This is a genomic window from Gemmatimonadaceae bacterium (assembly GCA_016720905.1).
Classification (GTDB): Bacteria; Gemmatimonadota; Gemmatimonadetes; order Gemmatimonadales; family Gemmatimonadaceae; genus Gemmatimonas.
Genome location: JADKJT010000030.1, coordinates 104,353 through 129,492, shown reverse-complemented (window position 1 = coordinate 129,492; position 25,140 = coordinate 104,353). Strand labels below are relative to the sequence as shown.

17 protein-coding genes, 1 tRNA gene and 5 pseudogenes are annotated in these 25,140 nt (G+C 63.4%); 11 read left to right on the top strand and 12 right to left on the bottom strand.

What is annotated here, in order from left to right:
- Positions 1–6 precede the first annotated feature (6 nt).
- The 8 genes and pseudogenes from phoU to pstS form a co-directional block, all read right to left on the bottom strand.
- A complete protein-coding gene (gene phoU, locus IPP90_19485; protein ID MBL0172842.1) occupies positions 7–642 on the bottom strand; it encodes a phosphate signaling complex protein PhoU in 636 nt (211 codons plus the stop codon).
- A gap of 37 nt (positions 643–679) precedes the next feature.
- Positions 680–1,276, bottom strand: a pseudogene (locus tag IPP90_19480) (phosphate ABC transporter ATP-binding protein).
- Positions 1,273–1,620: a hypothetical protein gene (locus IPP90_19475; protein ID MBL0172841.1), complete on the bottom strand. Its 348-nt coding sequence runs from the start codon at positions 1,618–1,620 to the stop codon at positions 1,273–1,275. The pseudogene IPP90_19480 and the gene IPP90_19475 overlap by 4 nt, the downstream one beginning before the upstream one ends.
- Positions 1,617–2,397 (bottom strand): annotated as a pseudogene (locus IPP90_19470) (phosphate ABC transporter ATP-binding protein). Before IPP90_19470 ends, IPP90_19475 begins: the two are co-directional and overlap by 4 nt.
- Positions 2,397–3,143, bottom strand: coding sequence for a phosphate ABC transporter ATP-binding protein (pstB, locus tag IPP90_19465; protein ID MBL0172840.1), 747 nt, complete (start codon positions 3,141–3,143; stop codon positions 2,397–2,399). The pseudogene IPP90_19470 and the gene pstB overlap by 1 nt, the downstream one beginning before the upstream one ends.
- A 13-nt stretch (positions 3,144–3,156) precedes the next feature.
- Positions 3,157–3,963 (bottom strand): phosphate ABC transporter permease PstA, encoded by an 807-nt coding sequence (pstA, locus tag IPP90_19460; protein MBL0172839.1) that lies wholly within the window; start codon positions 3,961–3,963, stop codon positions 3,157–3,159.
- A 58-nt stretch (positions 3,964–4,021) separates the two neighbouring features.
- Positions 4,022–4,954 (bottom strand): annotated as a pseudogene (pstC, locus tag IPP90_19455) (phosphate ABC transporter permease subunit PstC).
- The gene (gene pstS / locus IPP90_19450; protein MBL0172838.1) at positions 4,951–6,021 is read right to left on the bottom strand and encodes a phosphate ABC transporter substrate-binding protein PstS; all 1,071 of its coding nucleotides are present in this window, start codon (positions 6,019–6,021) and stop codon (positions 4,951–4,953) included. Before pstS ends, pstC begins: the two are co-directional and overlap by 4 nt.
- 247 nt (positions 6,022–6,268) lie before the next feature.
- Between pstS and IPP90_19445 the strand changes: the two genes are divergently transcribed.
- Entirely contained in the window at positions 6,269–7,879 is a 1,611-nt protein-coding gene (locus IPP90_19445; GenBank protein MBL0172837.1) for a Ppx/GppA family phosphatase, read from the top strand.
- A gap of 136 nt (positions 7,880–8,015) precedes the next feature.
- Positions 8,016–9,232: pseudogene (locus tag IPP90_19440) on the top strand (porin).
- Positions 9,233–9,262: 30 nt separating this feature from the next.
- On the opposite strand, the pseudogene ppk1 reads toward IPP90_19440, so the two are convergent.
- The 4 genes and pseudogenes from ppk1 to IPP90_19420 all read right to left on the bottom strand — a co-directional run bounded on the left by ppk1 (position 9,263) and on the right by IPP90_19420 (position 14,061).
- Positions 9,263–11,456: pseudogene (gene ppk1 / locus IPP90_19435) on the bottom strand (polyphosphate kinase 1).
- Positions 11,457–11,493: 37 nt separating this feature from the next.
- The gene (locus tag IPP90_19430) at positions 11,494–12,531 is read right to left on the bottom strand and encodes an inorganic phosphate transporter (protein MBL0172836.1); all 1,038 of its coding nucleotides are present in this window, start codon (positions 12,529–12,531) and stop codon (positions 11,494–11,496) included.
- 6 nt (positions 12,532–12,537) lie between these two features.
- Complete coding sequence (locus IPP90_19425; protein MBL0172835.1) at positions 12,538–13,149, bottom strand: DUF47 family protein; 612 nt, start codon at positions 13,147–13,149, stop codon at positions 12,538–12,540.
- 141 nt (positions 13,150–13,290) lie between these two features.
- The gene (locus IPP90_19420; GenBank protein MBL0172834.1) at positions 13,291–14,061 is read right to left on the bottom strand and encodes a rhomboid family intramembrane serine protease; all 771 of its coding nucleotides are present in this window, start codon (positions 14,059–14,061) and stop codon (positions 13,291–13,293) included.
- 208 nt (positions 14,062–14,269) lie between these two features.
- Between IPP90_19420 and dnaK the strand changes: the two genes are divergently transcribed.
- The 9 genes from dnaK to clpX all read left to right on the top strand — a co-directional run bounded on the left by dnaK (position 14,270) and on the right by clpX (position 25,079).
- Positions 14,270–16,222: a molecular chaperone DnaK gene (gene dnaK / locus IPP90_19415; protein MBL0172833.1), complete on the top strand. Its 1,953-nt coding sequence runs from the start codon at positions 14,270–14,272 to the stop codon at positions 16,220–16,222.
- A gap of 184 nt (positions 16,223–16,406) precedes the next feature.
- Entirely contained in the window at positions 16,407–17,939 is a 1,533-nt protein-coding gene (locus IPP90_19410) for a trypsin-like peptidase domain-containing protein (protein ID MBL0172832.1), read from the top strand.
- A gap of 139 nt (positions 17,940–18,078) precedes the next feature.
- A tRNA-Leu gene (locus IPP90_19405) sits at positions 18,079–18,160 on the top strand.
- A 134-nt stretch (positions 18,161–18,294) separates the two neighbouring features.
- The gene (locus IPP90_19400; protein ID MBL0172831.1) at positions 18,295–19,191 is read left to right on the top strand and encodes a phytoene/squalene synthase family protein; all 897 of its coding nucleotides are present in this window, start codon (positions 18,295–18,297) and stop codon (positions 19,189–19,191) included.
- Positions 19,188–20,114 carry a carotenoid biosynthesis protein gene (locus tag IPP90_19395; protein MBL0172830.1) on the top strand — a complete coding sequence of 309 codons (927 nt, stop codon included), beginning with the start codon at positions 19,188–19,190 and terminating at the stop codon, positions 20,112–20,114. The genes IPP90_19400 and IPP90_19395 overlap by 4 nt, the downstream gene beginning before the upstream one ends.
- Entirely contained in the window at positions 20,114–21,592 is a 1,479-nt protein-coding gene (locus tag IPP90_19390) for a phytoene desaturase (protein ID MBL0172829.1), read from the top strand. Before IPP90_19395 ends, IPP90_19390 begins: the two co-directional genes overlap by 1 nt.
- Before the next feature lie 39 nt (positions 21,593–21,631).
- Complete coding sequence (tig, locus tag IPP90_19385) at positions 21,632–22,873, top strand: trigger factor (GenBank protein ID MBL0172828.1); 1,242 nt, start codon at positions 21,632–21,634, stop codon at positions 22,871–22,873.
- A gap of 41 nt (positions 22,874–22,914) precedes the next feature.
- Positions 22,915–23,538 (top strand): ATP-dependent Clp protease proteolytic subunit, encoded by a 624-nt coding sequence (locus IPP90_19380; protein MBL0172827.1) that lies wholly within the window; start codon positions 22,915–22,917, stop codon positions 23,536–23,538.
- Positions 23,539–23,816: 278 nt separating this feature from the next.
- Positions 23,817–25,079: an ATP-dependent Clp protease ATP-binding subunit ClpX gene (clpX, locus tag IPP90_19375; GenBank protein MBL0172826.1), complete on the top strand. Its 1,263-nt coding sequence runs from the start codon at positions 23,817–23,819 to the stop codon at positions 25,077–25,079.
- The last annotated feature ends 61 nt before the right edge of the window (positions 25,080–25,140 follow it).

Here is a 25,140-nt window from a genome sequence, read left to right as displayed (position 1 = left end):
CGCGTCCTACTCGCCCCCATCCTCGGCATGATGCTTGATGGACTTCCCCTCAACGAGAAAGACCACGCCTTCGGCTACATTGGTCGCGAGATCCGCAACGCGTTCGAGATTCCTGGAGACCAGGAGGAGCTCCATACCCGTGCTGATCATCTGCGGATTCTCCATCATGTGCGTCAGCAGTATCCGGAACACCGAGCGATTCAGCGCATCGACCTGGTCGTCCCGCCGGCAGATCTCACGTCCCGCTGCCGGATCGCCGTGAATGAAGGCGTCAATGGCGTCGGCCAGCATCTTTCTGGTGAGACGGGCCATTTCGACGATTTCCGGCTCCGGCACGATGGGCCGGGCCTTGGAAACCCGCATCGCCGACTGCGCGATGTTGACGGCGTGATCGCCAACGCGCTCCAGATCGTTGGCAATGCGCATGGCCGACGTAATCGTGCGAAGGTCGCGCGCCATGGGCTGCTGGAGCGCAAGCAGCGAGATACACCGCTCCTCGATATCGACTTCCCGGGTGTCGATCTCCCGATCACCCAGGATGACGCGCTGCGCCTTCTCGTCATCGCGCGAGAGCAGTGCATCGACTGCCAGCGCCAGCGCCGTCTCGGCCGCGCCCGACATTGCGACAAGCCGCGAGCGCACGTCCGCGAGTTCCTCGTGAAAATGCCGGTGCGTCCGGTCATCCGAATCTCCCGGTGATGTAGTCTTCGGTACGCTCGTGCTGCGGCGTGAAGATCTGCTGCGTGTCGCCCATCTCCACCAGGCGCCCGGCATCGAAGAATCCGGTGCGGGCCGCGACACGCGCCGCCTGCTGCATATTGTGGGTCACGATAACGATTGTGTAGTCCTGCTTCAACTCAAAGATCAACTCTTCGACTTTCTGCGTGGCGATCGGGTCGAGCGCCGAGCAGGGTTCATCCATCAGCAGCACGGTCGGCGCATTGGCCAGCGCGCGCGCGATGCACAGTCGTTGCTGTTGGCCGCCCGACAACCCCGTGGCCGGCTGAGCAAGGCGGTCCTTCACCTCATCCCAGAGCGCCGCGCGACGCAAACAGCGCTCCACCACGTCGGGCAACTCGGCGGGGCGCACCAACGCGTTGAGCGCTGGCCCGTAGGCGACGTTGTCGTAGATCGACTTGGGGAAAGGGATTGGGTCGCTGAAAGACCATGCCGACGCGTTGTCGATGGGCGACCAGGTCCAGTCCCGCCCCACACGCGTTCGGCCTTCCACCATCAACTCGCCGGACACGCGCGAATCCGTGACCAGATCGTTCATCCGGTTGATACATTGGAAACCCGCATCGCCGACTGCGCGATGTTGACGGCGTGCTCGCCAACGCGCTCCAGATCGTTGGCAATGCGCATGGCCGACGTAATCGTGCGAAGGTCGCGCGCCATGGGCTGCTGGAGCGCCAGCAGCGAGATACACCGCTCCTCGATATCGACTTCCCGGGTCGATCTCCCGATCACCAGGATGACGCGCTGCGCCTTCTCGTCATCGCGCGAGAGCAGCGCATCGACTGCCAGCGCCAGCGCCGTCTCGGCCGCGCCCGACATTGCGACAAGCCGCGAGCGCACGTCCGCGAGTTCCTCGTGAAAATGCCTGTGCGTCTCGGTCATCCGAATCTCCCGGTGATGTAGTCTTCGGTACGCTCGTGCTGCGGCTTGGTGAAGATCTGCTGCGTGTCGCCCATCTCCACCAGGCGCCCGGCATCGAAGAATCCGGTGCGGGCCGCGACACGCGCCGCCTGCTGCATATTGTGGGTCACGATAACGATTGTGTAGTCCTGCTTGAACTCAAAGATCAACTCCTTCGACTTTCTGCGTCGCGATCGGGTCGAGCGCCGAGCAGGGCTCATCCATCAGCAGCACGGTCGGCGCATTGGCCAGCGCGCGGGCGATGCACAGGCGTTGCTGCTGGCCGCCGGACAACCCCGTGGCCGGCTGAGCAAGGCGGTCCTTCACCTCATCCCAGAGCGCCGCGCGACGCAAACAGCGCTCCACCACGTCGGGCAACTCGGCGGGGCGCACCAACGCGTTGAGCGCTGGCCCGTAGGCGACGTTGTCGTAGATCGACTTGGGAAAGGGATTGGGTCGCTGAAAGACCATGCCGACGCGTTGTCGATGGGCGACCAGGTCCAGTCCCGCCCCATACACGTTTCGGCCTTCCACCATCAACTCGCCGGACACGCGCGAATCCGTGACCAGATCGTTCATCCGGTTGATACAGCGGAGGAACGTGCTCTTGCCACAACCCGATGGCCCGATGATGGCCGTGACCTCTTTCGGGGCAATCTGGACCGTCACATCATGCAACGTCTTTCGCGCACCATACCAGAACGAAAAATCTTTGGCCTCGATAGCATGCGCCAAGGGCGCCACTCGCGTGTCAGGCATCAGCCGAACCGACCGGTGATGTACGCTTCGGTTTGTTCCTCACGCGGAGCCGTAAAGATCTGCTTGGTCACGCCATGCTCCACCATCGTTCCCATATAGAAGAAGCTGGTCGTGTCCGACACGCGAGCCGCCTGCTGCATGTTGTGCGTTACGATGACGATCGTGAACTCCCGCTTCAGATCGAAGACAAGCTCCTCGATCCGCTGCGTGCCTTGCGGATCGAGCGATGCCGTCGGTTCATCCAACAGGATGACTTCCGGTTCCGGCGCAATACTTCGCGCCAGGCACAGGCGCTGCTGCTGTCCGCCCGAAAGGGCCATCGCATTGGCGTTCAGCCGGTCCTTGACCTCTTCCCACAGCGCCGCCCGCCTCAGCGAACGCTCGACGACCTCGGCGACGCGCGCTTTGGACAGCGTCCGGTCCATAACCAGACCCGCTGCCACGTTGTCCGCGATCGACATGAAGGGAAACGGCGTCGGCTTCTGGAACACCATACCAATGCGGCGGCGCAAGCGCACCGGCGACACGTCCGGCGCATAGATATCCTGTCCGTCGAGCATGACCCGGCCGTCAATCCACGTACCGGGTACCGTCTCGTGCATGCGGTTAATGGTCCGCAGGAACGTCGACTTGCCGCACCCGGATGGTCCGATCAGCGCATGAACCTGATTCGTGGCGAAGGACAGGGAGACGTCCGTCACCGCGGCGAATGCGCCGTAGCGCGCCGTCAGTCCCTCGGTCCGGATGCGCGCGGTCGCGTCAGTCACGGCGACCGAACCGCTGGCGGGTGGCAAGTCGCGCCGCAATGCTGAGCACGAGCACGACCAGGATCAGGACCAGCGATGCGGTCCACGCCAGCTTGTGCCACTCTGGATATGGTCCGGTGGCATACTTGTACACCACCAGGGGAAGCGCGGCCATCGGCCGGTCCAGGTCGAACGAAAAATACTCCGAGCCGAGAGCGGTGAAGAGGAGCGGGGCCGTTTCCCCGGCGATGCGGGCAACGGACAAGAGTGACCCCGTGACGATGCCCGGCAACGCGGTGCGCAGCACGACCACGAGCGTGGTGCGCCAGCGGGTGTACCCAAGCGCGAGCGCCGCCTCGCGCAGCGAGTCGGGCACCAGGCGAACCAGCTCCTCGGTGGTGCGCATCACCATCGGAATCATCAGGAACGCGAGGGCGAACGAGCCCGCCAGCGCGGAGAAATGCCGCTGCGTGGCGACCACCCAGGTCCAGGCCAGCAGCCCGACGACGATGGACGGCGTGCCGTTCAGCACGTCAGCGACGAAGCGGGTGATCCAGGCGAGCCGCGTGCCGCGATACTCGCTGGCGTAGAGTCCGGCGGCGATGCCCAACGGCACGCCAACCAACGAGGCCACGCCGACAATCAAGAGCGTGCCATTGATGGCGTGCGCGACGCCGCCGCCGGTCTCGCCGACCGGCACGGGCCGGTTGACGAAGAAGCCGAATGAGAGCGACGAGGCGCCCTTCAGGATGAGCGAGCCGAGGATCAGGAAGAGCGGCAGCACCGCCAGCACCACGGCGACGCCCATGAGCGACACCATGAGCCGTGACTTGCCGCGGCGGATCGCGCGAGCGCATGGTCACGAGGCATGCGTTCCCGCGTCCGCGCGACACACGCCAGATCATCAGGCGGGCGGCGGCATTGATCAGCACGGTCACGCCGAAGAGCAGCAGTGCCATGTAGATCAGCGCCGACTCGTGGATCGGTCCGCCGGCGGCGTCCGCGAACTCGTTGGCGATCACGGCCGCCATGGAATAGCCGGGCGCGAAGAGCGAGGCCGCGACCTCATGCCGGTTGCCGATCAGCATCGTCACGGCCATCGTCTCGCCGAGCGCGCGGCCGAGTCCGAGGATGACGGCGCCGATGATCCCCGACTTGGCGTAGGGGACGATGGCGGTGCTCACCGCCTCCCAGCGCGTCGCCCCGAGGGCGAGCGCGGCCTCGCGCTGACCGGCCGGCACCGCGAGCAGCACCTCGCGCGAGACCGACATGATGAACGGCACGATCATGATCGTCAGGATCATCGCCGCGGAGAGTACCGACGGACCATAGATCGGGCCCGGAAAAAGCGGAGGAACCCGAGGCGCGCCTCGAGCACCGGATAGACCCACGTCGTCAGGAACGGGATGAGGACGAAGATGCCCCACATGCCGTAGACGACGCTCGGGATCGCCGCGAGCAGCTCGATCACCGTCGCGATCGGCTGGCGGATGCGCCCCGGCGCGAACTCGGTGAGATAGATGGCGACGCCGAGCGCGAGCGGCACGGCCATCGCGAGCGCGAGGAAGGACGTGAGCAACGTACCGAAGATCGCCGGCCAGGCCCCGAAGGTGCCCCGCGACCGGGTCCCAGGTGGAGGATGTGATGAATCCCAGCCCGAAACGACCGACCGCGGGTAGTGCGCCCCGCGTCAGTTCCGCCAGCAAAGCCAGAAGCAGCGCAGGGATTGTGCAGGCGGCCGCGATCAGCAGCCACTTGAAGAGCGTGTCACCCTTCGACCTACCCGATAGGGTGACCGGCTTGGTCTTCAGGGAAGCACCCGTCCTGCGCCCTTGAGCGTCGCGATCCGAGCCTTCACGCGCTCAGCCACGGCAGCCGGGAGCGGCGCATAGTGCAGTTCGCGCGCCATCGCGGCCGCCTCGGGTCCGGTCATCCAGGTGAGGAACGCCTTGATGGCCTTGGCCTTGTCGACGTCGGCGACGTCGGGGCTGACGAGGAGCCAGGTGAACGACGAGACGGGGTAGGCCCCTGCACCCGCGGCATCGACGATCGAGACGCGGAAGTCGGTGTCCTCGGCGAGCTCGACGCCGGCCGCGGCCGCGCTCACGCTCTCGAGGGTCGGCGCGACGAAGGCGCCCGACTTGTTCTTGATCTCGCCGACGGGCAGGTCGTTCGCGAGCTCGTAGATCAACTCCACGTAGCCGATCGTGCCCTCGACCTGCTTGATCTGCTGCGTGACGCCCTCGTTGCCCTTGCCGCCGAGACCGACCGGCCAATTCACGGACTTCCCGCGCCCGACCTTCTCGGCCCATTCTGGCGAGATGGTGCTCAGGTAGTCGGTCCAGATGAATGTGGTTCCCGATCCGTCGGAACGGTGCACGACGAGCAGGTCGATGGCGGGGAGCGTCACACCGGGATTGAGCGCGACGAGTCGCGCGTCATTCCACTTGGTGATCTTGCCGAGGAAGATGTCGGCGAGCGTGGCGGCGTCGAACTTGAGCGCGGTCTTGCCGAGCGACGGCAGGTTCCAGGTGACGGCGTCGGCGCCGAGCACGGTGGGGAGGTGGATCACCTGGCCCTTCACGGCAGTGATTTCGGCATCCGACATCGGGCCGTCTGTCGCGCCAAACTCCACCGTGCCTTCGGTGAACTGCTTCACACCGGCGCCGGACCCCAGCGACTGGTAGTTGACCTGGTTGCCCGTCGCCTTGTAGAACGCGTCGAACCACTTGGAGTAGATCGGATAGGGAAACGTGGCACCGGCACCGGTGAGCGCCACGGTCTTGTGCTCGCCGCCCTTGCAGGCAACAGCCGCGAAGGCCGAGACGCCAAGGACCAGCGACCGCACCAGCCCAACACGAAACGAATTGCGTGACATCAGGGCTCCAACGAGAGAGTGACGAAGGCAGACGCCCGGCGATGAGTGCAGCCGGCCAACGGCGCCATCGATTCCCACGAAGCTCACGGGGCCGTGTCACGGATACGTCACGGCGGCGTCACAAAGGGGCTACGAGCTGGGCTGACGCCGCGACCGGGCAGCCGTTCGAATGCAGGCCCTGTCGATCGCGCGCCGGTCCGATAGCTTCAGTCGTGGCCAATCCTGTTCACTATATGGGACCGAACGCATGACGGCACGCCCGCTTACACCGCCGTCCGGTAGTGGCGCGAGCGGCGATCAACGCATCGCCGCCATCGATATCGGGTCGAATTCCATTCGCCAGATCGTGGCCGACGTCTCGCTCACGGGTCAGATCCGGGTCATCGACGAGATGAAGGCGATGCCCCGACTCGGTGAAGGCCTTGAGCGAACGGGAGCCTTGGGCCAGACGGCGCTCGACGCGGCGTTGGCCTCGCTCCAACGCATGGTCATGCTGTCGAGGCAGCTGGGGGCCGCCCGGATCGAGATCGTGGCCACCAGTGCCGTTCGGGACGCCACCAACGGACTGGAGTTCACCAGTCGGGCGCAGTCGCTCACCGGCGTCGACATTCGTGTCCTGAGTGGTGAACAGGAAGCCCTGCTGTGCTATCGGAGTGCACTGGCCCACTTCGATCTGGGCGCCGGCCGCGCCCTGGTCATGGACATCGGCGGCGGCTCATTGGAGATCGTCCTGGCAAAGGATGGACTCATCGAGCGCGTGGCATCGATGCCCTTCGGCGCCGTACGGCTCACCGAACGGTTCCTCACGCCCGCAGTCAGGCCGCGCGCCGTGCGCGAGTTGCGCGAGCATGTGCGTGAGGGGCTTCGGAAGGCGTCCCCGGTCAAGGATTGGCGCGGGGTGCGTGTGATCGGGTCAGGCGGGACGTTCACGAATCTCGCGGGCATTATGCTGCAACGGCAGGGATTGACCTCGCGCGCACCGCACGGGACCCGGGTCTCGCGTGTGGAACTTGAACATCTGCTCGATTGGCTGCAGCGACTCGACCCGGAAGAACGCTCGCGCGTGCCGGGTCTGAACCCGGCCCGCGCCGACATCATTGTCGCCGGCCTGGCGACCGCGGCCGAAGTCATGGCGCGCTTCGACGCGCGCGACCTGGTGAGCTCCGGCTACGGAATACGTGAAGGCCTGCTGTTGGAATCGGCACGAGTGACGCCGGTAGTGGCCGATCCGGGGGCGGCCCGCGAGCGTTCCGTTCGAGAATTCGCCGAGCGGTGCCACTACGAGGAACCGCATTCGCGACAAGTGCAACAGCTCTCGCTGCAGCTCTTCGAGGCGCTGGCGCCGCGAATGGGTTTGGGCGCCGTGGACCGCCGCATCTTGTCGGATGCGGCGTTGCTGCACGATGTGGGCTACCACATCAACTACGAGAACCACCACAAGCACTCGTTCCATCTCATCTCGCACGCGGAACTCCTCGGCATGACGCCGGCTGAGCAGATCGCGATCGCCCACGTGGCGCGGTATCACCGTGGCACGGCGCCCAAACGCAAACACCGGGGGTTCGCGCAACTCGATCGCGTGTTGCGCGAACGCATCGTCAAGCTCTCGGCGCTCCTGCGTTTCGCCGACGGCCTGGATCGCGGCCACGTGAGTGCCGTTGGCCGGCTCAAGATTCGGTGGGCGGCCGACGCCGTTCGGGTCACGGTGTTGGAGGCCGAAGGAGCCACCAACGTGCGGCTGGAGTGCTGGGGAGGCGCCCGCAAGCGAGCCCTCCTCGAAGAAGTGCTCGGGCGCCCCGTGGAAGTGGTGGCCCCCGACGGGTCGGTGATCACCTTCGTTGAGGGCGACGGCGAGTAGCTGCAACCAAGCGACGGCTCGGAGTAACAGTTCGGCAACGATTGTAACAGCCCGGTCGCATTCGGCGCGTCGGTGTGACCACCGCGATACACTGTGGTGTCGCCGTCGTCACCAACTCGTACCCGACTCTTTACATATGCCTCGTCACTTCGCCACCCGATACGTGCCGGTGTCGCTCGCATTGCTGCTGGTTTCCGCAGACGCGCACGCGCAGGCCAAGACTCCCCCTCCCGCGCCGGCCGCCACGCCGTGGTACGAGAAGATTCGCGTCCGAGGCTATGGACAGATTCGGTATAACCGGTTGCTCGAGACGAACGATTCCCTGCAGTGCGAGCAGTGTGACCGCAGCTGGGGTGCCAACAACGGCGTATTCATCCGACGCGCACGCATCGTCTTCCAGGGGCAGGTCCACCCCCGGGTCTTCATTTACTTGCAGCCGGACTTCGCCAGCACGGTGGCACGTCGGGCAACGTCGCGCAGCTGCGCGACTGGTACACGGACATCGGACTCGACACGAAGAATGAGTTCCGACTGCGACTTGGGCAGAGCAAGGTGCCCTACAGCTTCGAGAATCTGCAGAGCAGCCAGAACCGACTGCCGCTCGATCGCGCGGACGCCACCAATAGCGCGTCGGCGAACGAGCGCGACATCGGTGCGTTCATGATGTGGGCGCCCAAGAAGATCCGTGATCGCTTTAGCAGCCTGGTGAACGACAACCTGAAGGGAAGCGGCGACTATGGGGTGCTTGCCATCGGGGCGTACAACGGTCAGACGGCCAATCGCCCTGAGGCCAACAATTCCCTGCACGTGGTGGCCCGTGCCACCTATCCCATCGCCGTCGGCAAACAGATCGTGGAGCCGTCGTTGGCCGCCTACAGCGGCAAGTACGACGTGACGTCAGATCAGCGAAGCACCGGCGTGAAAGGCAGGTCCGACTGGAATTATCGTGACGAGCGCGTCGTCGCGTCGATCAGCGTTGCCCCCAAACCATTCGGCCTGCTGGCCGAGTACAATGTGGGACGCGGGCCCGAGTACAATCCCGCGAAGGACAGCATTGAAACGCGTTCGCTCGAGGGAGGATTTGTCACCGCCACGTACCAGATCAAGAAGGGTCATCAGGTGCTGTTCCCGTTCGCCCGGTATCAGGTGTATGACGGCGGCAAGAAACACGAGCGCGACGCCAGAAGCTACACCGTGCGCGATTTCGAATTGGGGCTCGAATGGCAGCCCAACTCCAGCGTGGAATTCACCACCACGTACTACCATGGAGATCGCCGGTTCGAGGATAAGCAGCGCCCCAAGAATCACCAGCGTGGCGAGTTGCTGCGCCTTCAGGCGCAGTTCAACTTCTAGCGTCGGACAACCAACCCGGCCGTGGACGTGTCACGCGTCATCCACGGCCGGGTTGGTGCGTCCCTTGCCTTCCGTCCGCGCGTGGCCGCGCGGCCTGGATGATCGCTTGCGCGCCGCCGAGACCGGCTTGCCGTCCGGGAGCAGTCCCCATGGTTCGCGCATCAGGATGTGCTGCGTCGCGCGCTCAGGGCGCCCCAGCGGCTGACGACGACGGTACTGACCATCGACACTCAATTCCCACGCCTGCCGATTGTCCGACAGGCAGGTTTCCAGCAGCGACTTGAGCTTGCGATGCAGTTGCGCATCTTCGATGGGGACCATGGCTTCAACACGCCGGTCCAGGTTGCGCGGCATCCAGTCCGCTGACCCGATGTAGTACTCCGGCTGGCCGGCATTGCCGTACGATTGCAGCCGCGAGTGCTCCAGGAAACGTCCGAGAATCGAGATCACGCGAATGCGCTCGCTCACGCCAGGAACCCCCGGCAGCAGACAGCAGATACCGCGAATGATCAGGTCGATCTCGACGCCCGCCTGCGAGGCCCGATAGAGCGCGTCGATGATTCCCGGATCGACGAGCGCATTCATCTTCGCGATGATGCGCCCTCCCCTTCCGGCCTTGGCGTGCGTCGCCTCCCGATTGATCAACTCAATGGTTCGCTCACGCAAGTTGGCCGGCGCGACGAGCAGTTTCCGGTAACGCTTCTGCCGCGACATACCCGTCAGGGAATTGAACAGATCGGTCAGGTCGGCGCCGATCTGCGGGTTGCACGTGAACAGACCAATATCCGTGTACAGCCGCGCCGTCTTCGAGTTGTAGTTCCCGGTGCCCAGGTGGCAATAGCGACGAATGCCATCCGCATCACGACGCACCACCATGGCGGTTTTGGCATGGGTCTTAAGACCCGGCAGGCCATAGGCGACATGGATGCCGTATGACCTCCATGGTGCGCGCGAACGAGATGTTGTTCTGTTCGTCAAAACGGGCCTGCAGCTCGATCAGTACCGCCACCTGCTTGCCCTGCTCCGCCGCTTCAGTGAGCGCGCGCACGATGGCGGTGTCGCCCGAGGTGCGATACAAGGTCAGCTTGATCGCCAACACCTGCGGATCATGGGCGGCCAGTTCGAGAAACGCCTCGACCGTGGTTGCGAAGGACTCATACGGGTGATGCACCAACAGGTCTCGTTCGCGAATTGCGTCGAACAAATTGCGACCGTCGCGCAACGCGGCAGGTACAACCGGCGTGTACGGTGCATCGTGGAGATCGGCCAGATCGTCTGCCTCGAGTCCGCTGAGTGTCATCAGGTCACCCAGTTCCATCAACTCGTCGATGGTATGCACATCACCCGCCCGCAATGGCGCGATCGCTTGCGTTTCGCTCTCTCCCAACTCTTCAAGCAGCAGCTGTCGCATGGCAGCTGGCATCTCCCGATGCACTTCCAGGCGCACCACCTCGCCAAAGCGTCGTTGGAAGACCTGTTGCTCGATCGTCTCCAGCAGGTCCTCGGGCTGGTCGATCTGACCCAGATCGAGATCCGAGTAGCGTGTGATACGGAACGTGTGCCACTGCGATACGGTCATCCCCGGGAACAGCGCGCCGAGGTTTGCCCCGATGACGTCTTCCAGCGGCACAAAGCAATGCGGGCGACCCACAGGCACCCACCGCGGCAACGAGCGCGGCACCTTGACGCGGGCAAAGTGCTCAGCCCCAGTTACCGGATCGACAATCTGCACCGCCAGCGACAACGACAGATTCGAGATGTACGGAAACGGGTGTCCCGGATCGACGGCCAGCGGCGTGAGCACGGGAAAGACTTGTGACTCGAAGTATTCGCTGACGGTCGCGGCCTCACCGGCCGACAACTCCGGCATCCGAAGCAATCGCACGCCGCGCTCAGCCAGCGCCGGCCAGAGCTGGTCGCGAAGTGCCGTGCGCCGCCGCTCCATCAGGCCGGCGACGCGTGTGCGAATGGCCTCCAATTGCTCGGCGGGCGCCAGCGGATCGGGAAGGTACCGCGGCGCGCCGGAGGCCACCTTGCGCCGCAATCCAGCCACCCGCACCATGTAGAACTCGTCGAGGTTGGTGCTGAAGATGGCCAGAAACTTGAGGCGCTCCAACAGCGGAACGCGATCGTCGAGCGCCTCGTCGAGAACGCGCGCATTGAAGTCGAGCCAACTGAGCTCGCGATTCAAGTACGGCAAGGTGAGTGAGATGGAATTGGGCATGCGGCGTGTCGGCGATGGTGATCGCCGGCGACCAACGTTAGATGTGCACGAAGGCCGCGAGCAGTTGATAGGCGATGGCGGCCATCGTGGCCGCGGCCGGAATCGTCAATACCCACGCCCAGACAATCCGCCCCGCCAATCCCCACCGAACCGCCGACAGTCGGTTCGTCGCCCCGACTCCGACAATCGCGCCGGTAATGGTGTGCGTCGTGCTGACGGGAATCCCGAATTTCGTCGCGGTGAGAATCACCAGCGCGCCCGCCGTCTCGGCGCAAAAGCCACCGACCGGGCGCAGCTTCGTGATGCGTGTCCCCATCGTGTGGACGATTCGCCACCCACCGAACAGCGTCCCGAGCGAAATGCACGTGTACGCGCTCATTTCGACCCAGAGCGGGATTGTCTCGAAAGACTCCAGATACAGGTGGCTCTTCCAGCCGGTGGCGCCGGCGAACAGGGCCTTCGACGCGACAAGCAGGCCAACGATGATCCCCATGGTTTTCTGCGCGTCGTTCCCACCATGCGCCAGCGACAACAGCGCCGAACTGGTCATCTGGGCAATGCGGAAGAAATGCGAGGTGCCGGTGTTCGAGGCTTTCCGGAACAGGTTCATCACCAACAACATGAGCAGGAAGCCCATGAGCATGCCAAGCGCCGGCGACACCACGATGGCCGACAACGTCTCGATCCACTTCTTGCCCCACAGCAGCGCGACGAAACCACCCTTGGATACGGCGGCGCCGGCATAACCACCGATCAGCGCATGCGAGGAACTTGACGGTATGCCAAACCACCAGGTGATGAGATTCCAGATGATCGCGCCGAGCAGGCCGCCAAGAATCACCTGCGGATCGACAATCTTGACGTCGATGAACCCGCCTCCCACCGCCTTTGCGACCGAGGTGCCGACTACGAACAAGGCCGCAAAGTTGAAGGTGGCCGCCCACACCACGGCCGCCAGTGGGCTCAGCACGCGTGTCCCGACAATCGTGGCGATGGAGTTCGCGGAGTCGTGGAACCCGTTGATGAAGTCGAACGCCAGCGCGACGACGACGATGAACAAAACGAAGTAGATCACACGCGGTCAGCTGTTTTTCAGGGCGATGCTCTCCAGCACATTTGACACGTCATCGCATTCATCGATGGCGTGCTCAAGGGCGTCGAAGATCTCCTTCCACTTGATCACCTCGATCGCCGGCTCGTTGAGTGCAAAGAGGGCACCCACGCACTCGGCGTACAATCCATCTCCCTCTTCCTCAAGCAGCTTGATGGCCCGGCTGTGGGCCGACATGCGTTTCGGCTTGGTAACATCAACCACCGATTCGAGAATCTCCTGGCTGGCGCGGACGATGACGTCCGCCATCCGCACGCCCCCGGGACGTGGCTCCGTCACCCGGAACATCACCACGCGTCGGGCCGCACCGTTGATGATATCGATGACGTTGTCGAGCCGCTTGGCAAGTTGGTGAATGTCCTCACGGTCCAGCGGCGTGACGAAGCTCGTGTCAATGCGCTGATTGATGACATAGACAATCGCATCGCCTTCAGTTTCAACGCGCTTGATCTCGCTCGCAATGCGGGCCGCGTCGGCGGGATTCTCGAGCAGTGACTTGAGCAGGACCGCCGCGCTGCCGATATGCTCGGCCAATTGCCGGAAATAGTCGAAAAACGATTCGTCTTTGGAGAACAGCTTCACGGGACTTGACGGCTGAAGAAGACATCGGCGCGCGCAACACCGCGCGGTGACGTCCGTAAGCATCGCTGCGTGAGACCCGAAGCGCTACACCATCGATCGTTTCGCACAGGGATGTCCCATGCCAGATCGATCACGAACCGTTCAGGACCAAACGACTTTTGCGTCGGCCGCAACGCGACGCCGTCGCAGATATTCCACGTTGCGAAACACATGCACCAGCACCGCGCCGGCGACAAAGCCGCCGATATGGGCCCACACCGCCACACCGCCTGAGATATCGCGGTCAAACGGCCGCAATTGCGGGAGCCCCGCCACCACTTGGCTGGCGAACCAGAAGATGAGCACCGCCCACGCCGGCACCCGAAACAGGAAGATGGGAGGGAAATACGTGCGCACCGAAACGCGTGGATAGAGGAACAGGTACGCCCCCATGATCCCGGAAATCGCGCCGGATGCCCCCACGGTGGGCACCGGCGACGCCGGAGAAACGGCGATGTGGGCCAGCGCGGCAATCAGGCCCGTGATCAGATAGAACCCCAGGAACCGCAGGCGTCCCATGCTGTCTTCCACGTTGTTGCCAAATACCCAGAGATACAGGGAGTTGCCGATGATGTGGCTCCAACTGCCGTGGAGGAATATCGACAGAACCGGGGTCGCCCAATTGACTCCCTCACGGTCGACGATACAGGCCAGCGGTTGGCCGTCGATGGTCCCCAACGGCACGCCCTCCCCGATACGGGCCAGGTGCGTGAGCTCCCCGGGTACCATCCCCAAATTGCATACGCTCACCGCCAGATCGAACGGGTTGCCGCCGCCCTGCACGAACAACCACACGGCCCACGTCACCCCCAGAATGACCAGAGTCATGACCGGAGTGCGCAACGTGGGGTTGTCGTCGGAGATTGGAAACATGCGGGGTCCGTGTGAGGTGCTCCAATACTGCGCCATGGCGTGCCGAAACGGCAGACTGTCACTCAGACAGTCTCTGTAACCCCGGAAATCCGAGGAAATCCGCCGCTCCGGCAGCGAATTTCCGGCCTGTCCCTTGCCTCACAGCACGGCAGTGGCGGCCCCTCGGCCGACCAGCGGTTAGGCGAGTCTTCCACACCACGAGATACCAATGGCTGAGAAAGTTATCGGGATTGACCTCGGCACCACGAATTCCGTCGTTTCGGTGCTTGAAGGTGGCGATCCAGTCGTTATTCCAAACGCCGAGGGCGGTCGTACGACGCCGTCGGTGGTCGGCTTTACAAAGGACGGCGAGCGCCTGGTCGGGCAGATCGCCAAGCGGCAGGCCGTGACCAATCCGCAGAATACCATCTTCTCGATCAAACGGTTCATGGGTCGGCGCGTCACCGAGGCCCAGAGCGATCAGGGCCGAGTGCCATATCGGATTGTGGCCGGACCAAATGATGTCGCTGCGGTGGAAGTGGGTGGCAAGCGCTACACCCCGCCCGAGATCTCGGCCATGATCCTGCAGAAGATGAAGCAGACGGCCGAGGACTACCTCGGGCATTCGGTGTCCAAGGCGGTAATCACGGTCCCGGCCTACTTCAATGACGCACAGCGTCAGGCCACCAAGGACGCGGGCAAGATCGCCGGACTCGACGTGCTGCGCATCATCAACGAGCCGACGGCGGCGGCGCTTGCCTACGGCCTTGATAAGAACAAGAAGAAGGATGAGAAGGTGGCCGTCTTCGATCTGGGCGGCGGCACGTACGACATCTCCGTGCTCGAGCTGTACGATGTCGACGGCACGCGGCAGTTCGAAGTGAAGTCGACCAACGGCGATACGCACTTGGGCGGCGATGACTTCGACCAGCGCGTGATGGACTGGCTCGTCACCGAATTCAAGCGCGACCAGGCGATCGACCTGTCGAAGGACCCGATGGCAATCCAGCGTCTCAAGGAAGCCGCCGAGAAGGCCAAGATGGAGTTGTCGAGCGCGAACAGCACCGACATCAACCTGCCGTTCATCACGGCCGACCAGTCGGGGCCCAAGCACCTCAACTACTCGCTTACGCGCGCGAAGTTCGAGCAGTTGGTGGATGACCTGATTCAGCGCACCCTCGAGCCCATGAAGCAGGCGCTCAAGGATGCCGGCATGCAGCCCAGCGAAGTCGACGAGGTCATTCTCGTGGGCGGGTCGACGCGTATCCCGAAAATTCAGCAGGTGGTGAAGGACTTCTTCGGCAAGGAACCCAACAAGGGTGTCAATCCGGACGAAGTCGTTGCCGTGGGCGCGGCCATTCAGGGCGCGGTGCTGACCGGTGAACAGAAAGACGTGTTGCTGCTGGACGTGACGCCGCTGTCATTGGGTATCGAGACGCTTGGCGGCGTGATGACGACACTCATCCCGCGCAACACGACCATCCCGACGAAGAAAGCGGAAACGTTTTCGACGGCCGATGACAATCAGACCACGGTCGAGATTCACGTGCTGCAGGGTGAGCGCGATCTGGCGATTTACAATCGCACGATCGGCAAATTCCAGCTGACCGGTATTCCGCCCGCTCCGCGCGGCATGCCGCAGGTCGAAGTCACCTTCGACATCGATGCGAACGGCATTCTGCACGTGACCGCGCGCGACAAGGCCAGCGGCAAGGAACAGAAGATCCGCATCGAGGCGTCGAGTGGCCTTTCGGACAGTGAAATCGACAAGATGGTCAAGGATGCGGAAAAGAACGCCATCGAGGACAAGAAGCGGCGTGAGGAGATCGAGGTGCGCAACCGCCTCGACTCGCAGACGTACGAGGTGGAGAAGAACGTGAAGGAGTGGGGTGACAAGGTGTCGCCCGACATGAAGACCCGCATCGATGCGTCGGTGGAGCGCGCCCGCAAGGCATTGCGCGGTGACGACATCGCCGAGATCCGTGCGGCACAGGAAGAGCTGAGCAAGGCCTACAGTGAAGCGGGCCAGGCCTTCTACCAACAGCAGGCGGCCTCGGAGTCGGCGCCGTCGGACGCCGCCGGCGGCGACGCGGGGGCGGCGGAAGGGGCAACAGCCGGTGCCGGCGCCAAGGCGGATGACGTCGCCGAAGCCGACTACGAGATCGTCGACGACAAGAAGTAGGTGGGGGGCTCCGTAGAAGTGCGGAGCCACGAAAGCGAGCGCACAGGAAACAGCTGACGGCGTTTCGGTGTCTCACGAAATGGGGGTCGACCTGACAGATTTGGGTTGGCCCCCATGTTTCACGCGGGTGGCAAACGCCTCCCGGCACGATCGAACCAACCTCTGAATCGCACGGTTCACACACATGGCAGCTCGATTCTCCCGTTTTCGTTTCGCCGCCACGGCGACCGTCAGTTTTGTCTTCGGCGTCTATTTCGCGTCCGGCATGGACTGGACCCGATGGAGTTGGGCACAGCCGTCAACGACCGCCAGGCCGGTCGCCATGCGCGGTTCCGGCGTGCCGGACGGCGCGTCTTTTGCCGATATCGCCGAGCGCGTGACGCCCACCGTGGTGGCAGTGAATACCACGCGCAACGCGCGTACGCGAGCCGTTCGACCGAATGGTCGCGTACCGCAGGGCATGGAGGATTTCCTCCAGCAGTTTGGCGGTGGTGACCCGACGCCGCGACAACAGCGTGGTGAGGGGTCGGGGTTCATCCTGTCCAGCGACGGTTACATCATCACCAACAACCATGTCGTGGCCGACGCCGATCAGGTGCAAATCCTGCTGAGTGACGGTCGGTCGTTCAAGGCGCGGGTGGTGGGTACTGATTCAACCACCGATGTCGCGGTGGTGAAGATCGACGCGAAGGGATTGACCACGTTGCCCATCGGCAACGACGAATCGACGCGCATCGGTGACTGGGTGCTGGCCATCGGCAATCCGCTCGGCCTCGACTTCACCGTGACGGCCGGCATCATTTCGGCCAAGGGTCGGGGCAGTGAAATCGATCTGCCCCGCTCCGGCGGGTTCACGATCTCCGATTTCATCCAAACCGACGCGGCCATCAATCCGGGCAACTCCGGCGGACCACTGGTGAACCTGCGCGGCGAGGTGATCGGTCTCAACAGCGCCATCGCATCGCAGACTGGCTTCTATTCGGGGTACGGCTTCGCCATCCCCATCACTCTCGTCAAGACGGTGGCCGACGCGCTTATCAAGGATGGCCGTGTCCGGTTGCCGGTAATGGGCGTGTCCGTACAGGCACTGCTGCCTGAAGACGCCGGCATCAACGGCCTGACCCGGGTCGCGGGTGTGAAGGTGGGTGCGTTCAATCCGCCTGACGGCGGACCGGCCAAGACCGCAGGGATGGAAGTGGGCGACGTGATCGTATCCATCGACGGCCGGTCAGTTGACCGCGTCAGTTCGCTGCAGCGCATCGTACGCTCGCGCTCGGTGGGTGAGACGGTCAGCGTGGACGTCCTGCGGTACGGCAGCAAGAAGTCGTTCAAGGTCAAGCTGGTTGAGGCCGAGGCGGTGGCGCGGGTTGCCGCAGCAACGACGCCAGCGCCAGGCACCCCTGCCACGGCCGGCAAACTCGGTATTGCCGTTGAGGCCATCGCTCCGGAGTTGGCCAAGCAGTTTGGTATTTCGGCCGACCGGGGTGTGCGCGTGGGTGAGGTCGCCCCCGACGGACCAGCGCGCGACAAGCTGTTCGCCGGATCGGATGTGATTTTGGAAGTGCTGTACCCGACGCCACGTCGCGCCATCAAGAGCGTCAACGACTTGCAGGCGGTGATCGGTGGGCTCAAGACCGGCGACTACGTGAGCCTGATGGTGCTGGCGCTCGGACCGGGCGGGGGGAATCGGGTGGTGAATCTGCGCGTGGGGGAATAGCAGGAACCGCCCGGCGTCGCGCTTCAACAACCCTCAAAGACCGGCGATCGGACCGCGGAATTCACGTCAGATTCCGCGATCCGATCGCCGGTCTCGTTGTGTGTGGAGTCTGACCCCCTATCTTGCGCAAAGCCCGCCTGCGGACGTGGCGAAATTGGTAGACGCGCCAGCCTTAGGAGCTGGTAGGGCAACCTGTCCCGGTTCGAGTCCGGGCGTTCGCATGATTTACAGATGAGCTCGCTATTGACGAAGCGGGAACTCACGTTGCGGTGAGACGTTCAGATCGATGGCATCTTTCATTTCGATTCTGACCGAGTTGCATGTTCCCCGTCTCTCAGCCACCGCGCATTCCTGCATGATGTTTCGCGACTCCAACGCCGATGTGCGTGAATGCGAACTGATCACACAGGCGCACGCTCGCACCTTTTCGCTGGCCAGCAAGCTGCTGCCGGCCGAGAAGCGTCGCGCGGCGTACGCGCTGTATGCATTCTGCCGGATTGCCGACGATCTGGTCGATCTGGCCGACACCGTGGACAGTCGCGATCTGGCGACGCAATTGGATGAGTATCGCGGCTACCTGAAGGCGGCGCTCGAAGGGCGACCCACCGGTGCGGTGTTTCGTGAAGTGGCACGGGTTGTCCGCGTGTTCGAGGTGTCCCCCGCGCCGCTGTTCGAGTTGCTGGATGGCGTCGGTCGAGATCTCGAATCCACGATGTATTCCTCGTGGACAGAGCTCGAGAGTTACTGTCAGGGCGTGGCCAGTTCGGTTGGCGAGATGTGCACCTACGTATTCGGCGTGCCAGGCGGCCCGATCACGCGCACGCGCGCCGTGGCCTACGCGCGCACGTTGGGCACCGCGATGCAGCTCACCAACATCCTGCGTGATGTCGGCGAAGACGCGAAGCGGGGTCGCTGCTATCTCCCGGCCGATGATCTCGCCCAATTCGGGCTGACCACGAGTGAAGTACTGACCAATCGCGAGTTGCCCGGTGATCCGCGATGGCGCCGGATGATGCAGTTTGAAATTGCCCGTGCCCGCAGTCTGTACACCGAGGCGGTGCCAGGGATCGCCTTGCTCGCCCTCGATGCACAGCGGTGTGCCACCGCGTGCGCCACCGGATACGCCGGAATTCTCTCAGCCATCGAAGCGCAGGATTACGACACCATTTCGGCGCGGGCACGACTGGGCAAGCTGGCCCGCGTCGGCATCCTCTGGAGCGCCTGGCGCTTTCGTCCGGAGTCGGTGGCGTGACGGCACGCGCCTGGATGTCCGATGTGACCGTCGTTGACGAAACCGGCCGGCAGCGCGCCTTGCTGCTGCGCGTGGCCGCCATCGCGCTCATCGCGCACGCCGCCTTGAGCACCTTTTCGGCGTTTGCCTTTGCGACCTTTCTGGTGCCGCCGTATCCCGCGTGGCTGCAGACACCAACCAATCAGGCGGTGATGCGCATTGGATACACCTACGGCGGACAGACCACCGTGGTGCTGGGGGCGATTGCCGGATTTGCCTTTCTGGCGTCGGCCGTCGGCGTCGCGCGCTCCGGCCTGGTATTCGCAGCGGCCTTCACGTTGTCGTTGAGCGCCGAGTTGGCTGGCACCGGAACCGGATTCCCGTTCGGCGCTTACGGCTATTCCGACCAGTTGGGCTACAAGATCGCCGGACTGGTGCCGTTCAACATTCCGACATCGTGGTTCTACATGTTGGTGGCGTCGCTCGCCATATGTGGACGCTTTCTGCCGGCCAAGGATGATTCGCGGTCGAAGTGGTGGTGGGCACTGGTGGGCGGCCTCGTGCTCACGGCGTGGGATGTGTCGATGGATCCGGCCATGGTGAAAACCACACATTGGTTGTGGTTCGTGCCCGACCTCTCACAGGCCTCGGCGTTCGCGCAGTTCATCGGAACGCCGTTCTACTTCGGCATGCCGCTCACCAACTGGCTGGGATGGCTACTGACTGGCGTTTTGGTGGCCCGCACGATGCTGGCGCTGGTTCCGCCATCGATGTGGGCGCGCGCGTTGGCCCCGTCGCCGCTGCCCCTGATGCTGTACGCGGTGAACGGCTTGCTGCCGCTCGCGATCTGCTTTGCGCAAGACATGGTGCTGGCCGGTGTGCTGGGGACGCTCGCCATGGGGTGGCCGCTGATCGCCGCCGTGCACGCCCGACGAACCGCCTGATGCGCATCGTGGTGATCGGCAGCGGATTTGGTGGCATCTCCGCAGCCATGCGCATGCAGGCGATGGGCCACGATGTCACCATAGTCGAGAAGCTCGACAAGCCGGGCGGACGGGCCTACGTCTTCACGCAGGACGGTTTCACGTTCGATGCGGGACCAACCATCGTCACCGCACCCTGGGTGATCGATGAGCTATTCGCGCTCACCGGAAACACGACGGCAGACTATGTGACACTCGTGCCGCTCGATCCATTCTACAATATCCGGTTCGGGGATGGGTCGGTCTTTCACTACAATGGCGACAAGGAAGCGCTCATCCGGCAGGTACGCGCGTTCAACCCCGACGATGTGGCGGGCTACGAGCGTTTTCGCGAGGAAGCGTGGAAGATTTTCAACCTTGGCATGCCGCTCATCGACAAATCGTTCACCACGATGGCGTCGATGCTCAAGGTGGTGCCCGACTTGATCCGTCGTCGGTCTGATCGGTCGGTGGCGAGCATGGCGGCCAAGTACATGAAGGATGAGCGGCTGCGACAGGTGTTTTCGTTCCACCCGCTGCTGGTGGGAGGCAATCCATTTCGCGCCTCCTCGATGTACGCCCTGATTCACAAGCTTGAGCAGCAGTGGGGCGTACTGTTTGCCATGGGTGGCACCGGCGCGCTGGTGGGCGGACTGATTCGCGCCTTCGAGGACTTGGGCGGCACGATTCGCTATGAGAGCGAAGTCGCCGAAATCACGTTGGTCCCCGGCGGCAAGCGCACCAGCGGCGTACGACTGGTTGACGGCGAGCACATCGCGGCCGATACCGTGGTGTGCAACGGCGATCTCGCCCAGGCCTATCGCACGCTGCTGCCAGCTGCTGTGCGTCCGTCCATGAGCGATGCCAGGATCGCCCGCTATCGCTACTCGATGTCGCTCTTCGTGATCTACTTCGGCACGAACCGTCGCTACGAGGACATTGCGCACCACGAAATCATCATGGGCCCGCGCTATCGCGAGCTGCTGGAAGACATTTTCGAACGCAAGATCCTGGCGGACGATTTCTCGTTGTACCTGCATCGTCCCACCGCCACCGACCGGTCGCTCGCGCCGGACGGCCACGATTGCTGGTATGTACTCTCGCCGGTCCCGCACCTGGGCGGAGACATCGACTGGGACGCGGTGGGCCAGCGTTACCGCGACCGCATCATGGGCTTCCTCGAGCAGCACTACCTGCCCGATCTGTCCCGGCATCTGGTGACCGAACGTCGTATTGACCCGCGCTACTTCGAAGGGACCCTCAACAGCTACCTGGGGAGCGCTTTCGGGCCGGAGCCGGTGCTGACGCAGTCGGCCTATTTCCGCCCGCACAACCAGAGCCGGGACATCGGCAACCTGTATTTCTGCGGTGCCGGCACACACCCCGGGGCGGGACTGCCGGGCGTCATTTCGAGCGGAAAGATCGTCGCCGAGATGATCGGGCCCTCCGAACGGCGCTGACGACTGCAGTTCTCCCCGCCGCAGTTTTAGTTTTGTCCAATGAACATCACAATCACTCCGACCGAGCAGACCGGGATTTCGCGCCGTCTGCAGATCTCGGTGCCGACCGAGACGGTCGCGTCGTATGAAGATCAGGCCGCCAAGAAATACGCCTCGCAGGTGAGCCTCCCCGGATTCCGGGTGGGCAAGGCACCGCCGTCGATGGTGCGCAAGAAGTTCGCTGAGGCGATCCGTCAGGAAGCCATCGAGCTGGTGATCAACGAGGCATTCAAGGAAGCGGTTGAACGGGAAAGCCTGAAGTTGGCCTCCCAACCGCACGTGCACAGCCTCAAGTCCGAGCCCGGTCAGCCCCTGGAATTCGAGCTGCACTGCGAGCTGCGGCCGGAACTGTCGCTGACCAAAATCGACGGCCTGGGTATCTCCCGTCGACTATCCGCCGTCACGGACGAGCTGATCGAGGAGCAGATCGAAAAGCTGCGCGAGCAAAAGGGCGACTGGACGCCCGTGGAAGACAAGCCGGCACCCGGCGATATGGTGACCGTGATGCTGTCGACCGCCGACGCGGACGGCACGATGCCCGAAGGTCGCGAGTACCGCCTGGTATTGGGCGGTGGTCAGGCGATTGCGGGCATCGAGGAGCTCATTATGGAGGCCGGTCCGGGCCAAACCATTGAACGCCCGGTGCGTTGGCCCGACGATTTCCCGGATGAATCCCAGCGTGGCACCACCAAGAACGCCCGAGTGGTCGTTACCGACGTCAAGCGTAAGTCACTCCCGGCGCTCGACGATGCGTTCGCCAGGGAAGTTGGTGATTTCGACACGCTGGAAGCCCTGCGCGCGGCGGTGCGTGTGGATATGACTGAGCACGCCAGGCGCGAAGCCGACGCCGACGTTCGCGGTCAGTTGATCGAGAAGATTGTTGACGCCAATGCGTTCGAAGTCCCGAACAGCTGGGTGAATCAACTGATCGAAGGCTACATGCAGATGTACGGGGTGCCGGACGCCGAGAAGCAGCGTTTCGCGGTGGAGTTTCGACCGATGGCCGAGAAGCAGGTGCGCCGTGATCTCGTCATCGACACGCTCGCCGAGCGTGAGTCGCTGGCGGCTAGCGCCGCTGACGTCGACACGCGGATCGAAGAGATGGCGAAGGCACGGAACGCAGACCCAGGGCAGGTGTACGCGCAGCTCCAGAAGGCAGGCCGATTGCAGGAAATTGAGCGCGAACTCACCGAAGACCGTGTGTTTGCGTGGTTGCTCGAGCGCAATCCGGTTTCCGCATAACGGTTCGTCTTCCCACTACTCACGACCAGTCGAGGCGTTACATGGCATCGATCTACATGCCGTACATCATCGAGCGGTCCAGCCGCGGCGAGCGGACGTACGACATCTTCTCGCGGCTGCTGATGGACCGTATCGTGTTCCTGGGGTCGCCAATCAACGACGACGTCGCGAACATCATCATTGCGCAAATGCTGTTTCTGGATGCGGACAATCCGGAAAAGCCCATCCATTTGTACATCAACTCCCCAGGCGGCAGCGTGTCGGCGGGGCTCGCGATGTATGACACGATGCAGTTCATCAAGGCGCCCGTGTATACCACCTGCATGGGCATGGCGGCCAGCATGGGCGCGTTTCTGCTGTGTGCCGGCGCGGCCGGCAAGCGCAGCGCCCTGCCGCATTCCCGCATCATGATTCACCAGCCGTCCCAGAATGGCGGTGGCGGATCGGCGTCCGATATCGAAATTCAGGCACGGGAAATCCTGTATCTGCGCTCGAAGATGAACGAACTGATGGCCAAGCACAGCGGGCGTGAAGTCGAGCAGGTGGAACGCGATACCGACCGCGATCGCTTCATGTCGGCCGAAGAGGCCAAGGTGTATGGGCTGGTGGATATCGTGATCTCGCATCAGGCCGAGCTCACGAAGACCGAGCTGACGAAGGCCTAGCCGAACGGTTGGGGCATTGCCGGGTATGAGGCGGCCAAGGGGTACTCCCTTGGCCGTCTTGACGTCTGCCCCTGATTTCGGCGGCTCACACCGGTTTTGGGCCGGAAATGGGGCTGTCGGCTGTCGATTTCCCGTCCCGCTGCCGAGACTCGTCTGGCAGCAGCTCCAGGGTCCTCAGGTATGGATCACGGATTCGCTTGACCCTGCCCGTACGGATGGGTTAACTACGAGAGGGGCAGCCTGTTCGGTCTGCCCGATGCCCACCCGCTTGGACCGACATGTCCCACGACAAGCACCTGCGCTGCTCATTCTGCGGAAAATCCAAGGACGCGGTCCGGAAATTCATCTCCGGACCGTCGGTCTACATCTGCAATGAGTGCATCGCGCTCTGCAACGAGATCCTGGCGGAGGACGAGGAGCGGGAGGTCGCTGAAGCGATCACGCAGGTACCCACCCCTCGCGAGATCAAGGGCATCCTCGACCAGTATGTGATCGGACAGGAGTTGGCCAAGAAGGCGCTGTCGGTGGCCGTGTACAACCACTACAAGCGCATCAACGCCGCCAGTTCGGCGCGGGAAGACGATGTCGAGCTCGACAAATCGAACATCCTGCTGATCGGCCCCACCGGCGTGGGCAAGACCCTGTTGGCTCAGACGCTGGCCCGCATTCTCGATGTGCCGTTCACCATTGCCGACGCCACCACGCTGACCGAAGCCGGTTACGTCGGTGAGGACGTGGAGAATATCCTGGTTCGATTGCTGCAGGCGGGTGACTTCAATGTCGCCGAATGCGAGCGCGGCATCGTGTACATCGACGAAATCGACAAGATCGCGCGCAAGTCGGAGAATCCGTCCATCACGCGCGACGTGTCAGGCGAGGGTGTCCAGCAGGCGCTGCTCAAGATTCTCGAAGGCACGGTGGCCAGCGTGCCGCCGCAGGGCGGTCGCAAGCACCCGCAGCAGGAGTACATCCAGATCAACACGAAGGATATTCTGTTCATCTGCGGTGGCGCGTTTGACGGTCTGGAGAAGATCATCGAGGCCCGCACGGGTCGGCGCCAGATCGGGTTTGGTGACGAGAAGGGTGATGGCAAGGTGACCCCCATCAAGCAGACCACCGTCAAGACGCCATTCGCCGAAGTCGAGCCGGATGACCTGCTGCGCTTTGGCATCATTCCGGAACTCGTAGGTCGCTTGCCGGTGTGCGTGCCGTTGGAAGCGCTGGACGAGGATACGCTGGTGCAGATTCTCAAGGAACCGAAAAACGCACTCACCAAGCAGTACCAGCGTCTCTTTGATCTCGAAGAAGTCAAAATCACGTTCGAGGAGACCGCACTGCGCGCGATTGCCGCCAAGGCCCTCAAGCGGGGCACGGGCGCTCGCGGGCTGCGTGCCATCCTTGAAGAGACGTTGCTCGACACGATGTTCGATCTGCCGACGCGCGATGATGTGGTTGAGGTGCGGGTGACCGAAGCCTCCGTGCAGCATGGCGGTGCGCCGCTCCTCGAGATCGCGCCCAAGCGACAGAAGAAGGAAGCCTGAGTCCGCGTCAGACCCCGAGGACCGGTACGAAGCGCCCACGTGAGCGCCTGCCGGTCCTTCC

What these genes read in the sequence shown, in the direction of transcription:
- IPP90_19475 (MBL0172841.1), bottom strand. Translation starts at nt 1,620, where the DNA reads ATGACCGAGACGCACAGGCATTTTCACGAGGAACTCGCGGACGTGCGC.
- pstA (MBL0172839.1), bottom strand. Translation starts at nt 3,963, where the DNA reads ATGGTGTCGCTCATGGGCGTCGCCGTGGTGCTGGCGGTGCTGCCGCTC.
- pstS (MBL0172838.1), bottom strand. Translation starts at nt 6,021, where the DNA reads ATGTCACGCAATTCGTTTCGTGTTGGGCTGGTGCGGTCGCTGGTCCTT.
- IPP90_19445 (MBL0172837.1), top strand. Translation starts at nt 6,269, where the DNA reads ATGACGGCACGCCCGCTTACACCGCCGTCCGGTAGTGGCGCGAGCGGC.
- IPP90_19420 (MBL0172834.1), bottom strand. Translation starts at nt 14,061, where the DNA reads ATGTTTCCAATCTCCGACGACAACCCCACGTTGCGCACTCCGGTCATG.
- dnaK (MBL0172833.1), top strand. Translation starts at nt 14,270, where the DNA reads ATGGCTGAGAAAGTTATCGGGATTGACCTCGGCACCACGAATTCCGTC.
- IPP90_19410 (MBL0172832.1), top strand. Translation starts at nt 16,407, where the DNA reads ATGGCAGCTCGATTCTCCCGTTTTCGTTTCGCCGCCACGGCGACCGTC.
- IPP90_19400 (MBL0172831.1), top strand. Translation starts at nt 18,295, where the DNA reads ATGATGTTTCGCGACTCCAACGCCGATGTGCGTGAATGCGAACTGATC.
- IPP90_19390 (MBL0172829.1), top strand. Translation starts at nt 20,114, where the DNA reads ATGCGCATCGTGGTGATCGGCAGCGGATTTGGTGGCATCTCCGCAGCC.
- tig (MBL0172828.1), top strand. Translation starts at nt 21,632, where the DNA reads ATGAACATCACAATCACTCCGACCGAGCAGACCGGGATTTCGCGCCGT.
- IPP90_19380 (MBL0172827.1), top strand. Translation starts at nt 22,915, where the DNA reads ATGGCATCGATCTACATGCCGTACATCATCGAGCGGTCCAGCCGCGGC.
- clpX (MBL0172826.1), top strand. Translation starts at nt 23,817, where the DNA reads ATGTCCCACGACAAGCACCTGCGCTGCTCATTCTGCGGAAAATCCAAG.